General features: G+C 71.8%; 11 protein-coding genes. 8 read left to right on the top strand and 3 right to left on the bottom strand.

Annotated elements, in window-relative coordinates; all coding sequences use genetic code 11:
* Positions 1–73: 73 nt before the first annotated feature.
* The 8 genes from TR49_RS26365 (at position 74) to TR49_RS26330 (ending at position 9,854) form a co-directional block, all read left to right on the top strand.
* A complete protein-coding gene (locus tag TR49_RS26365; protein WP_042386161.1) occupies positions 74–2,179 on the top strand; it encodes a DNA gyrase/topoisomerase IV subunit B in 2,106 nt (701 codons plus the stop codon).
* A gap of 192 nt (positions 2,180–2,371) precedes the next feature.
* Positions 2,372–2,878 (top strand): CcdC protein domain-containing protein, encoded by a 507-nt coding sequence (locus tag TR49_RS26360; RefSeq protein WP_042386157.1) that lies wholly within the window; start codon positions 2,372–2,374, stop codon positions 2,876–2,878.
* Positions 2,879–2,930: 52 nt separating this feature from the next.
* Positions 2,931–4,082: a sensor histidine kinase gene (locus TR49_RS26355; protein WP_042386154.1), complete on the top strand. Its 1,152-nt coding sequence runs from the start codon at positions 2,931–2,933 to the stop codon at positions 4,080–4,082.
* A 44-nt stretch (positions 4,083–4,126) separates the two neighbouring features.
* Complete coding sequence (locus TR49_RS26350; RefSeq protein WP_042386252.1) at positions 4,127–4,888, top strand: response regulator transcription factor; 762 nt, start codon at positions 4,127–4,129, stop codon at positions 4,886–4,888.
* Between the two features lie 51 nt (positions 4,889–4,939).
* Positions 4,940–5,509 (top strand): DUF485 domain-containing protein, encoded by a 570-nt coding sequence (locus tag TR49_RS41760; RefSeq protein WP_236653535.1) that lies wholly within the window; start codon positions 4,940–4,942, stop codon positions 5,507–5,509.
* Positions 5,510–5,552: 43 nt separating this feature from the next.
* Positions 5,553–7,112: a monocarboxylic acid transporter gene (locus TR49_RS26340; protein ID WP_042386152.1), complete on the top strand. Its 1,560-nt coding sequence runs from the start codon at positions 5,553–5,555 to the stop codon at positions 7,110–7,112.
* Positions 7,113–7,404: 292 nt separating this feature from the next.
* Complete coding sequence (locus TR49_RS26335; protein WP_236653534.1) at positions 7,405–9,153, top strand: ATP-binding protein; 1,749 nt, start codon at positions 7,405–7,407, stop codon at positions 9,151–9,153.
* On the top strand, positions 9,150–9,854 hold the full coding sequence (locus TR49_RS26330; protein ID WP_042386149.1) for a response regulator: 705 nt from the start codon (positions 9,150–9,152) through the stop codon (positions 9,852–9,854). Before TR49_RS26335 ends, TR49_RS26330 begins: the two co-directional genes overlap by 4 nt.
* Before the next feature lie 70 nt (positions 9,855–9,924).
* Here TR49_RS26330 and TR49_RS26325 read toward each other — a convergent pair whose 3' ends face one another.
* The 3 genes from TR49_RS26325 to TR49_RS26315 form a co-directional block, all read right to left on the bottom strand.
* Positions 9,925–10,518, bottom strand: coding sequence for a GNAT family N-acetyltransferase (locus tag TR49_RS26325; RefSeq protein WP_042386147.1), 594 nt, complete (start codon positions 10,516–10,518; stop codon positions 9,925–9,927).
* A gap of 110 nt (positions 10,519–10,628) precedes the next feature.
* Positions 10,629–11,552: a ferredoxin family protein gene (locus TR49_RS26320; RefSeq protein ID WP_042386145.1), complete on the bottom strand. Its 924-nt coding sequence runs from the start codon at positions 11,550–11,552 to the stop codon at positions 10,629–10,631.
* 123 nt (positions 11,553–11,675) lie between these two features.
* On the bottom strand, positions 11,676–12,932 hold a 1,257-nt coding region (locus tag TR49_RS26315), incomplete at its 5' end, for an IucA/IucC family protein (RefSeq protein ID WP_084725434.1).

The following is a 12,932-nucleotide window of genomic DNA, read 5'->3' as shown; positions in this document are numbered from 1 at the left end:
CGACCGAAGCAACCGAAGTAACTGAAGCAACCCACGTGACCGAAGGTTTCAGAAGGTTAAGGAGCAGGACCGCGTGACCGCCGAACAGACCGTGCCCGCCAGTGCCCAGCAGGACGGCTCCAACTACACCGCGCGGCACCTTCTCGTCCTCGAGGGGCTCGAAGCGGTCCGCAAGCGCCCCGGCATGTACATCGGCTCCACCGACAGCCGAGGCCTGACCCACTGCCTGTGGGAGATCATCGACAACGCCGTCGACGAGGCCCTGGCCGGCTTCTGCGACCACATCGACGTGCTGCTGCACGGCGACGGCTCGGTCGAGGTCCGCGACAACGGCCGCGGCATCCCGGTCGACGTCGAGCCGAAGACGGGCCTGTCCGGCGTGGAGGTCGTCATGACCAAGCTGCACGCCGGCGGCAAGTTCGGCGGCGGCTCCTACGCCGCCTCCGGCGGACTCCACGGCGTCGGCGCGTCCGTCGTGAACGCCCTCTCCTCCCGCCTCGACGTCGAGGTGGACCGCAGCGGCCACGTCCACGCGCTCAGCTTCCGGCGTGGCACGCCCGGCTCCTTCAAGGGCGAGGGCCCGGACGCGGCGTTCACGCCGGGCAGCACCCTGGACAAGAGCCGCAAGGCTCCGCGCGGCAAGACCGGTACCCGTGTCCGCTACTGGGCCGATCGGCAGATCTTCCTCAAGGACGCCAAGCTCTCCCTCGAGAACCTGCACAACCGCGCCCGGCAGACGGCCTTCCTGGTGCCCGGCCTGACGATCGTGGTCCGTGACGAGCGCGGCGTCGACGGCGCATCCGTCGACGAGCAGGTGTTCCGCTTCGACGGCGGCATCGCGGAGTTCTGCGACTTCCTGGCGCCCGACAAGCCGGTCTGCGACACGCTGCGCTTCACCGGGCAGGGCACCTTCAAGGAGACCGTGCCGGTCCTCGACGAGCTCGGCCACATGACGCCGACGGAGGTCGTCCGCGAGCTGGGCGTCGACATCGCGCTGCGCTGGGGAACCGGCTACGACAGCACCGTCCGCTCCTTCGTGAACATCATCTCCACGCCCAAGGGCGGCACCCACGTCGCCGGCTTCGAGCGCTCCCTGACCAAGACGTTCAACGAGGCGCTGCGCGCGGCGAAGCTGCTGCGCGTCGCGGAGGACGACATCACCAAGGACGACGCCCTCGAAGGCCTCACCGCGGTGGTCACGGTGCGCCTCGCGGAGCCGCAGTTCGAGGGCCAGACCAAGGAGGTGCTGGGCACCTCCGCCGCACAGCGCATCGTCGCGGCCGTGGTGGCCAAGGAGCTCAAGGAGTTCCTGACCTCCACCAAGCGCGACGCCAAGGCCCAGGCGCGCACGGTGATGGACAAGGTGGTCTCCGCCGCGCGCACCCGTGTCGCGGCCCGTCAGCACAAGGACGCGCAGCGTCGCAAGACCGCGCTGGAGACCTCGTCCCTCCCCGCCAAGCTGGCCGACTGCCGCAGCGACGACGTCGACCGCAGCGAGCTGTTCATCGTCGAGGGTGACTCGGCGCTCGGCACCGCCAAGGTGGCGCGCAACTCCGAGTTCCAGGCGCTGCTGCCGATCCGCGGCAAGATCCTGAACGTGCAGAAGGCGTCCGTCTCGGACATGCTCAAGAACGCCGAGTGCGCCGCGATCATCCAGGTGATAGGGGCCGGCTCCGGCCGCACCTTCGACATCGACCAGGCCCGCTACGGCAAGGTCATCATGATGGCCGACGCCGATGTCGACGGCTCCCACATCCGCTGCCTGCTGCTGACGCTGTTCCAGCGCTACATGCGGCCGATGGTCGAGGCCGGGCGGGTCTTCGCGGCCGTCCCGCCGCTGCACCGGATCGAGCTGACCAACCCGCGCAAGGGCCAGGAGAAGTACATCTACACCTACTCCGACAGCGAGCTGCGCAACACGCTGCTGGAGCTCCAGCGCAAGGGCCAGCGCTGGAAGGACCCGATCCAGCGCTACAAGGGTCTCGGTGAGATGGACGCCGACCAGTTGGCGGAGACCACCATGGACCCGCGCCACCGCGTCCTGCGCCGGATCAACCTCGGCGACCTGGACGGCGCGGAGAAGGTCTTCGACCTGCTGATGGGCAACGACGTGGCGCCGCGCAAGGAGTTCATCGTCGACTCGGCCGCCCTGCTCGACCGCTCCCGCATCGACGTCTGACCTGCGGCGGAACAACGGCGGAACGACGGATCGACGACGGGTCCACCCGGGGGTGGAGAGGCGGCCGCACCGCTTCTCCACCCCCGTCTCCATCCCTGCGCCGAGGTCCGGCGGGCCGCGGCTCCGTAGCTTCGTAGGTGTCGGCGGAACCCCGCCGGAACGCCGGAGAAGTCGAAGCAGGAGACGATCGAGATGCCCGCCGTTGCCAACGTAGTGCTCATCATCGCGGTGGTCGGATACGTGGTCTTCCGACAGTTCCAGGCCCGCCGTTGGAACCCCAACCCGCGCAAGCTGCTGGTGGTCCCGGCGGTGCTCGCCTTCCTGGCCCTGCGCGACCCGCATCTGCTGGACTCGCACCACGAGACGCTGTCCGCGGCGTTCCTGATCGGCGGCGTCCTGGTCGAGATCGGACTCGGCGCGGCCTGGGGCTTCACCACCCGGATCTGGGCCGATGCCGACGGGACGATCTGGTCCAAGGGCACCACGGCCAGCTTCTTCGCCTGGATCGGGATGCTGGCCGTCCGGATCGGCCTCTACGCGGCGGCCGCCGCCCTCGGCGTCGCGCAGGGCCAGGCCGGACTGCTGCTCGCGCTGGCCGCGCTGCTCCTGGTCCGCGGGGCCGTGGTGACGTGGCGGGCACGGGAGTTCGCGCCGGCCCCGGCGTACGGTACCTACGGTGGCTCTGCCGGAATGCTCTGAGGTGCGGAATGCTCCAGGAGACGCGGGGCAGGCCGTGAGCGGCAGGAGTGACGTGGAAAGTTGGACCGACTGGCCCTCCCGGGAGGCTCTCGCCCGGGAGGGCCTCGCCACGGCGCGGCGCTGGACCGGCTGGATCGGCCGGATCGGCGGCCTGGTCGGCGGGCTGTGGGCGACGTTCGCCAACGAGCAGCTGAACACCCAGCAGATCCTCATCGTGCTGGTGAACACCGCCCTGGGCGTCTTCGCCTTCGCGGGCTTCATCCGCTCGGCGCCGCGGATGAACCTGCGGCGCAGCCTGGCGTGGCTGACGTTCGTCGCCGTCGAGGCCGTTCTGTGCGGACTGAACCATGCCCCCGTCATGGGCATCATCTTCATGTGCGCCATCGCGGTCGGCTCCATCCAGCGGCTGCCGATCGTCGCCGCAGCGCCCTTCACCCTGCTGTCCACGACCGTCTTCATGGTGGTCGTCCCCCACGACGTGCGGAACTGGGGCAACGCCGTCACCATCCTCGGGCTCGGCATCCTCGGCTACGTCACCCGGCAGGACTGGGAGGCACGGGCGCAGACGCAGCGCACGCTCTCGCAGGAGCGGGCGTTGCGCACGGCGGAGGCCGAGTCGGCCGCGCTCGCCGAACGGGCCCGGATCGCGCGGGAGATCCACGACGTGCTGGCGCACAGCCTGTCCGCACAGCTCGTGCACCTGGAGGCGGCCCGGTTGATGGTCGACGGAGGGGCGGAGCGCGAACAGATCCGCGAGCGCATCGTGGCCGCGCGCCGGATGGCCCAGGACGGCCTGCTGGAGACCAGGGCTTCGCTCTCGGCGCTGCGCGGCGAGTTCACGCCGATCGGGGAGTTCCTGGTCAAGCTGACCGGGGACGAGTCGGCCCGGCTGGAGGTGACCGGGACGCCGCGCCCGCTCACCGCCGAGGCGGGTGTGGCGGTTCGGCGCACCGCGCAGGAGGCATTGACCAACGTCCGCAAGCATGCGCCCGGAGCCGCCTGCACCGTCCGGTTGTCGTACCTGGACGATAGTGTCGAGCTCGAGGTGGTGGACGAGGGCGGCAAGGGCGGGGGAGAGCTGTCGTCCACCGGGAGCGGCCTCGGGCTGCTGGGCATGCGCGAGCGCGCGGAGCTGCTCGGGGGCGCACTGGAGGCCGGGCCGACGCCGGGCGGGTTCCGGGTGTTCTTGCGGATCAAGGGCTGACCTGCCGCGGGTTCCCAGCGGATCTCTTGATTACGATGGGTCAGATGAACGATCAGCCGGTGCGGGTGGTGGTCGCGGACGATCAGCAGGTCGTGCGCGAGGGAATCGTCATGTTGCTCGGGCTGCTCCCGGGCATCGAGGTGGTCGCCGCGGCGGCGGACGGCGAGGAGGCGGTGGCCCTCGTCGCTCAGCACGCGCCGGAGGTCGTGCTGATGGACCTGCGGATGCCGCGGGTCGACGGGGTCGAGGCCACCCGTCGGATCCGGGCCGAGCATCCGGGCACGGCCGTGATCGTGCTGACCACCTACGCGGACGACGACTCGCTTTTTCCGGCGCTCCAGGCGGGGGCGCGCGGCTATCTGACCAAGGACGCGGGCAGCGAGGAGATCGCCCGCGCGATCCGTGACGTGCGGTCGGGCGCGGCCGGGCTGTCGCCGCAGGTACAGGCGCGGCTGCTGGAGCGGCTCTCCGCGGGCGAGCCGCCGGTCCCGCCGGCTGTGTCGCCGACGGTGTCGCAGCCCACGTCCGCGTCCGCGCCGACGTCCGGTCCGGTCGGTCCGCAGCCGGCCGACGCGCCGGCCGCGACGCCGACGGCGCTGCCGGACGGGCTGACGGCCCGTGAGGCGGAGGTGCTGGGTCTGATCGCGGCGGGGCTGTCCAACCAGGAGATCGCCACCCGGCTGTTCGTCAGCGTCGCCACGGTGAAGACCCACATCAACAACCTCTTCGCCAAGACCGGAGTCCGCGATCGGGCCCAGGCGGTCGGCTATGCGTACAAGCACGGACTCCATCACCTGATGGGGTGAACGTCCGTACACCGGGCCACGGTGGGTCGGTGGGCTGCCCATTCTTGTGACGTGAGTCCTCAAGAACTGGCCGCCGAGTCATCGGCCGAACAACTGTCGACGGCTGAGCCGTCGAGGTCGCCGGGGGAAGGGTCCTTCGACTGGTGGTCCGCGCCGTCCGAGGCGCGGGAGAGACAGGATCAGCGGCGCGAGCGTGAGCCCCTCGGGGTCGACGAGCACGGCGGTGCACCGGCCGACGCGGACACCAGCCCACCTCCTGACGCGGGCGTGGACGCCGCCCATGACGCTCCCGCCCATGACGCCCCCGACCGGGCCGCCATCTACCGGGCCGTCCACGAGAGTCCGGAGTTCCAAGAGATCCGAGCCCGGTACCGACGGTTCGTGCTGCCCGCCACCGCCGCCTTCTTGCTGTGGTACCTGCTCTATGTCGTGCTGGCCGTCTCCGCGCCGCAGTTGATGGCGCGTCCGATCGCGGGACCGTTCAACACCGCCTGGCTGCTGGGGTTGCTCCAGTTCGCCAGCACCTTCCTGCTCACCTGGCTGTACGCCCGGCACGCCCGCGCCCATCGGGACCGCGCCGCGCTCGGCCTGCGCTGGGAGACCCAGGACCGACTCCGGTGAGGCCGCCGCGGAGCGCGGCGGGCCCCACGAGGGAGGATTGACCATGGCCGCAGGCCTCTTCGCGTTCGTCGTCCTGGTGACGCTGGGCATCACCTTCTGGGCCGGCCGTCGCAGCCGTGCCGCGGAGGACTTCTACGCAGCAGGGCGCGACTTCAGTCCGATGCAGAACGGTTTCGCCATCAGCGGCGACTACATGTCCGCCGCGTCCTTCCTCGGCGTCACCGGGCTGATCGCGCTGTACGGCTACGACGGGCTGCTGTACACCATCGGCTTCATGGTGGCCTGGCTGCTGGTGCTGATGCTCGTCGCCGAACTGGTCCGCAACTGCGGCCGGTACACGCTGGCCGACGTGCTGACGATGCGGCTGCGGGAGCGTCCGGTCCGGATCGCGGCCGGGGTCTCCGGGATCGTGATCTCGCTGCTCTACCTGCTGGGGCAGATGGTGGGCGCGGGCACGCTGGTCTCGTTGCTGCTGAACCTTCACTCCCCGAGTGCGCGGGCCGGATCGATCGTCGGCGTCGGCGTGCTGATGGTCTTCTACGTGACGGTGGGCGGCATGAAGGCCACCACCTGGATCCAGATCGTCAAGTGCGTGCTCCTGCTGAGCGGAACGGTTCTGCTGACCGCTCTGGTCCTGCTCCGTTTCCACGGTGACGTCGGCTCGCTGATGCGCTCCGCCGCCCAGGGCAGCGGCCACGGAAATGCCTACCTCCTGCCGGGGCTGCGCTTCGGTCACGGGTTGACCGACCAACTCGACTTCGTCAGCCTGGGTCTGGCCCTGGTGCTGGGGACGGCCGGACTGCCGCACATCCTCTCCCGCTTCTACACCGTCCCGACGGCGCGGGCCGCCCGGCGCTCGGTGATGTGGGCGGTCGGCCTGGTCGGGGCGTTCTACCTGATGACGATCGTGCTCGGCCTCGGCGCCGCCGCGCTGATCGGCGCGCCCGCGATCAAGGCCGCCAACAGTGCGGGCAACACGGCGGTGCCGCAGTTGGCCGACTCGCTCGGCGGAACGGTTCTCTTCGGTGTGACCTCGGCCGTCGCCTTCGCCACCATCCTCGCGGTGGTGGCCGGGCTGACCATGGCCTCCTCCGCCTCCTTCGCCCATGACCTGTGGGCCCACACCTTCCGTCGCCCGGAGGAGAAGCCGCGGACCGAACGGCAGGAGGTGGCGGTGGCCCGGATCGCGGCCGTCGTCATCGGCGGTGTCGCCATAGGCCTGAGCCTGTACGCCCAGAAACTGAACGTGGCGACGCTGGTCGCGCTGGCCTTCGCGGTCGCGGCCTCCGCCAATCTGCCGGCGCTGCTGTTCACCCTGTTCTGGCGACGGTTCACCACGCGCGGCGCGGCCTGGGCGATCTGGGGCGGGCTGATCCCCGCGCTGGCCCTGGTGGTGCTCTCGCCCGTGGTCTCGGGCAACGCGGCCGCGATCTTCCCCACCGAGCACTTCGACTGGTTCCCCTTGCAGAACCCCGGGTTGGTCTCGGTGCCGTGCGGGTTCCTGGCCGGTTGGCTGGGCACGGTGACCTCGCGCGAGCGGGCCGAGGCCGACGCCTACGCGGAGCTGGAGGTCAGGGCGCTCACCGGCGCCGGCGCGGTCTGAACGCCCCCGCCTCGGGCTGGACGATGCGGAACAGCACGGAACAACGGGGAACGGCACGGAACAGCGGGGCCCCCGGGCGCGACGGGGGAGGCGCGCCCGGGGGCTGACTTCCAGCGTAGCTCCCACCGGCCTCAGGAGTGTGGGAGTTGTGCATTTCTCGCGTTACCGAGGGTTCTGCGCATTCTGCGCACGGTGACGGGGGTAGGCAAGGGCCGCCTCACCAGGCACAATCGCCGGGACATGGGCGTGGCAACGGGGCTTTCGCCCCAGTTCACCCCGGTTGGAGGCCGACTTGTTCTCGCGGCGCAAGCTCTCCGGCCGGATCCTGGTGAGCCAACTCATGATCCTCGCCGTGACCAGCGTCGTCGGCCTCGTGCTGCTGGGCTTCGCGCAGCGGTCCCAGATCGACCACGTCAACGAGCAACGCGCGCTCTCCATCGCGGAGATCGCCGCCGCTGACCCGCAGATCGTCGCGGCCATGAGTGCCGGAGATCCGGGCCGGGGCCCGCACGGCCCGGTCCAGACGGCCGCCACCCGGATCATGAACGCCGCGCGGGCCCGCTACGTCGTGGTGATCGACCGCCGGCACGTCCGGCACTCCCATCCGATCGTGGGCGAGATCGGCCAGGCCGTCACCGAGCCCGTCGTGGCCCTGGACGGGCACGACCACTTCTTCATCGACAACGGGTCGCGGGGACGGTCCGCCAACGCCCGGACTCCGCTCCGGGACTCCTCGGGGCGGATCATCGGCGAGGTCTCCGTCGGCATCGACGAGCGGGACGTGGTTCCCAGCCTGCTGAACGAGCTGTCCGTCTTCGCGCTCTACATCGGCATCGCGCTGGCCGTCGGCGTGCTGGCCTCCTACGCGCTGGCCTGGCGACTCAAGCGGACCACCTTCGGGCTGGAGTTGGAGGAGATCGCCGGGCTGCTGCAGGACCGCGAGGCGATGCTGCACGGCATCCGCGAGGGCGTGGTCGCCTTCGACCAGAGCGACAAGGTGAGCGTGGTCAACGACGAGGCCCGGCGCCTGCTCGGCCTCGGCACCGCGCTGGGCTGCCGACTGGAGGACCTGCTGCCCGAGGGCCGCCTGCGACGGGCCCTGGCGGGCGAGCTGGGACCGGACGAGATCCACGTCCTCACCGACAGCCACTGTCTGGCGATCAACCGGATGCCGGTGGTGCTGCACGGCCGCGCCCTGGGCGCGGTGGTCACCGTCCGCGACCGCACCGAGATCGTCGGCATGCTGCGCGAGCTCGACTCCGTGCGGGGCCTGACCGACGCGCTGCGTGCGCAGCAGCACGAGTTCGCGAACCGGATGCACACCCTCGCCGGGCTGCTGGAGCTCGGCGAGCAGGAGCAGGCGCTCGAGTACGCGGTCGAGCTGGCCTCGACGGACCGGACGCAGGCGGCGGAGATCCGCGAACGGATCGCCAACTCGCTGATGGTCGGTCTGATCGTGGCCAAGTGCACCGTCGCCGCCGAGCGCGGTGTGCGGCTCACACTGGACCCGGCGTCCAAGCTCGGCGCCGAGCCGGGCCATCTGCGGCGGCTGCTCACCGTCGTCGGCAACCTGCTGGACAACGCCGTCGACGCCACCGCCACCCCGGCGCTCGGCGGCGGGCGCGCCGCGAGCGGTCCGGCCGAGGTCGAGCTGCTGATCCGGGAGAGCGGGGACGAGATCACGGTCCGCGTCTCGGACAATGGTCCCGGGGTTCCCGACGAAGCCCGCGCGCACATCTTCGAGGACGGCTGGTCGACCCGGCCCGACCGTGGGACCGCCCGCCGCGGGCTCGGCCTGGCCATGGTCCACCGACTGGTCACCCGGCACGGAGGCGAGATCACGGTGAGCGAGGGCGAGGGGGCGGTCTTCACCGTCCGCCTGCCGCTGCCCGACACGGAACCGGCCCCGCTCGGAGCGGTGTTCATCGCCGCGCCTCCGGTGCCCCCGGAGAATGCGGCGGCTGCGGGGAACGCGGTGGGCGCGGGGAACGCGGGAAGAAGCACGACAGCAGGACCGAACTCGGGAAGGACGCGCTGGTGATCAGAACCCTGGTCGTGGACGACGACTTCCGGGTGAGCGGCATCCACGCGGCGTACGTCGCCAAGGTGCCCGGCTTCGAGGTCGCGGGGCAGGTGGCGAGCGTGGCCGCGGCGGAGGAGGCCGTCCGCGCGCTCCACCCGGATTTGCTGCTGCTCGACATCTACCTGCCGGACGGCACCGGCCTCGACCTGTTGCGCCGCCTTGCCGCGCAGCCGCCCGACCTGGCGGTCACCCACGCGGGACGCCCCGACGCGATCATGATCACGGCCGCGCGCGACCTGCACTCGGTGCGCGAGGCCATGCAGCTCGGCGCGGTCGGCTATCTCGTCAAGCCGTTCGGCTTCGCCGCGTTCGAACAGCGGCTGGTCGCCTACGCCGAACTGCGGCAGCGGATGGACGCGCTGGTCGACGCGGAGGAGACCGACCAGGCGGACGTCGACGCGCTCTTCAGCGCGGGCCGCGCCGCGCCGCTCCCGACGGTGCCGCCGAAGGGCCACTCCGCGCCGACCCTCGCCCTGGTCCGCGACGCCGTCCGCACCGCCCGGCGTGACCTCTCGGCTGCCGAGGTCGCCGAGCTCACCGGCGTCTCCCGGGCGACGGCCCAGCGCTACCTCTCCTACCTGGTCCGCGAGGGCATGGCCCGTCTCGAACTCCGCTACGGCTCCACCGGCCGCCCGGAGCACCGCTACCGCGCGGCCTGACCGGCCTCGCCGGCCTCACCGGGACGAGGTGCCCGACCGGCATCACCGGCTTCACCGGCCTCCGCGGGCTTCACCGGCCACGACGCGCCTGACCGGCTTGACGTGCGGCATCCCTTCGGCGCCGTTCCCGACTGATCCGGTAGACCACGTTCGCCCGGAGCGGCCCGTCCGGCACGGTCGGGTCGTCGAAGTCCTCGGCGGGGTCGCGGGTCATGCCGATCCGGCGCATCACGGCCTGCGACCGAAGGTTGCCGACGGTCGTGAGGGCGAGGATCCCGTCGAGTCCGAGCTGCTCGAAGCCGAAGTCCAGGCACGCGAGCGCGGCCTCCGTGGCGTAGCCGTGCCCCCACGCCGAACGGTCGAGCCGCCAGCCGATCTCCACCCCCGTGAACGGCATCTCCTCGTCCACGTCGTCCAGCCCGGCGAACCCGACGAAGGCACCGCTCTCGCGGACCTCGACGGCCCACCATCCGTAGCCGCGCGCCGCGAACTCCTCCTGGAAGCGGCGCACGGACGCGTCGCTCTGGTCCCGCGTCATCACCCCGCCCAGGTGTTGCCGGACCTCGGGGTCGGCGTTCATGGCCGCCCAGGGGGCGAGGTCGGTCTCGCGCCAGGGGCGCAGGAGGAGGCGGTCGGTCCGCAGCAGGGTCGGTTTCTCTGTCACGGCTCGAGCCAAGGCGAGCAGCCGCTCGAAAGCAAGCGCATAAGGACACCGCACCAGGGCACCGTTGGGGCCCGGCGCCGGCGGCGCCGGGCCCGGGCCGGCGACCGCCGTCAGGCGGCTGCGGCGGTCAGAGGGGCGAGGGAGATCACGTCGTAGCGGTCGGGCGTGGTGGGGGCCTTCAGGCAGCTCTCGGGCCGGGCCGGGGTGGCAGCGGAGCGGTGGATTCCGGCCTGCCAGGAACGGCCGTCGGTGTGGTGGACGTGGACGGTCCAGGTGTCGGCGGCGACAGGGTCGGCGGCCTGGACGACCGTCAGCGCCTCGGCATCGTCGATCGCGTAGTTCTGGCGGACCGCCAGCTCGGCGGCCTGGCCGGGGCGGTCCCAGAAGGAGCGGCCGCGGCAGAACTCAGGGACGATGCGGCCGTGGTGGGTCGCCTCCAGGACCTCCTTGGCGTCGGGCGGGGTCAGCCGGCCGTAGGTGAAGCCGTAGGGCAGGACCAGCATGGTCGGTGCGAAGCGGTGACCGCCGAGGTGGGTGACCTCCCAGACCTGGGCGTGGCCGGCGGCGGCGAGCTCGCTCGCGAGCGGGCGGCCGAGCAGCGCGCAGCAGCGGTCGCGTCGGCCGTTGGTGCAGACGAGGGCGAGCGGGTCGCCCTCGTAGGAGGCGCCGAAGTCGCCGTGGTCGCCCGCGCCGATCGCGGCGAAGTCGAGGTCGCGCAGCACGTGCGGGTCGGCCAGATGGGTGGCGCGGATCCAGCTGCGGCCCGGTGCGGTGTGGGCGAGGTAGACGGCGCGCTCACCGGTCGGCGGCCGGTCGGCGTGCTTGCCGGGGCGGCGGATCAGCGCGATCTCGACGCCGGTGCCGCGGGTGAGCTCCTGCAGTTCGCGGCCGAGTTCGGGGTGGAAGTGGCTCTCGGTGAGGGCGCGCGGCCCCCACGGGCCGGACTGCTCGATCAGCAGCCAGGCGGCGGCCCGCGGCGCGCTGCCGGCCAGCGGTTCCGCCAGCTCCTCCGACACTCTCGCACAGATGCTCACCAGGCAAGGTTAGCCTTACCAACATCACCACTGTCCAGCGGAGGGGCACCGTCTGAGAGTCACCTCAGAGCCGCCTCGGAGCTGTGCAGCCGTGGCGTCCGAGGTGGACCACGGATCAACGGATCAGGCGAGCGGGTTCGGCACCTCCGTCCACCGGTCCCCGGCCGTCCGGCCGTCCAGCCGCATCAGGGCCAGTGCCTTGACCGGCAGCGGTTCCTCAAGCAGCGCGCGGCGGTCCGCCGGGTCGTGGAGCAGCTCGGCCGCCGAATGTCGCGCCTCGGCGGCGACCACCCGCCACAGGCGGTTCTCGAGGTCTCGGTCGCCCCCTCCGTATCCGGAGACAAGGCCGCCGAAGGCGCTGCCGACCAGGGAACCCAGCAGTTTGCGGCGCAGTACCAGCGGGTCGTCGCTGATCACGTGCCCGGTGACGGGCAGAGCTCGTCCGGAGCCGCCGCCATGTGCGTGATGAGCCAGGCGCTCCGGGCTGACCCGGATGTCGTTCAGGTCGCGGTACACGAGCCGCACCGGGCGGTCGGCGCCGTCCAGGACGAGCAGCAGGTTCTGACCGTGCGCTTCGAGCGCGACGCCGCCGTCCCACAGCGACAGCAGCGGCGGCCAGGTGAGGCGCGCGAAGGCGCGCAGCCAGGCGGCCGGATCCTCGGTCCTCGGCGGGTGGACGGCCAGGGCCGCCAGGGGGATGACGCGCTCACCGGGTCGCAGGACCGCCGACGGGGACTCGCGGGCGATCACTGCGAGGTCGGCACAGGGTTCGCCGTCGACCAGGGCGGCGGCCGCCGCCAGGTTGCGGGTGATGCGCAGCGAGCCCTTCAGCGGCGCGACCAGGCGCTCCAGCAGAGCGGAGATCGCGGGCGCGTTGCGCACCGAACCGGCGGAGATGTCCCGGACGGCCGAGGTCATCCGCAGCGAGAGCGAGGTCTTCAGGTGTGGGCCGCCGTCGAGCGGGGCGAGGGTGCGCACCGACATCAGCGGCGCGGCGGGCAAGGTGCGACCGGTGGGGGCGAGGTCGGTGGGCGAGAGGCCGAGGCCCGGCAGCACCTCCCGGGCCTGCCATGGGTGGACGGGCAGCAGTGTCGCGCCGCGGTCGTCCCGCAGCCACGCGGGCCAGTCCCCTACGGCGAGCGTGCGCTCGGGCAGCAGCGCGAACAGCTCCAGGGCGACGTCGGCTCCGTGCTCGGGGGCGAAGGCGAGCTGGTCGGCGACGGTGAAGCCGGGACGGCTGCGGCAGCACGGGTGGTAGGGGTGCCCGTCGACGACCGACCGCTCGGCGGCCTCCAGCGAACCGGGCGAACCCAATGAACCCACTGAACCCACCGAGCCCAGTGGGCCCGGCGAACTCGTCGAGCCCGACCAGCCGTTGGC

Origin of the sequence: Streptacidiphilus melanogenes (assembly GCF_000787835.1) — a bacterium.
In the GTDB taxonomy this organism is placed as follows: domain Bacteria; phylum Actinomycetota; class Actinomycetes; order Streptomycetales; family Streptomycetaceae; genus Streptacidiphilus; species Streptacidiphilus melanogenes.
The sequence above is the reverse complement of the archived record's forward strand: the minus strand, read 5'-3'. Positions and strand labels throughout refer to the sequence as shown.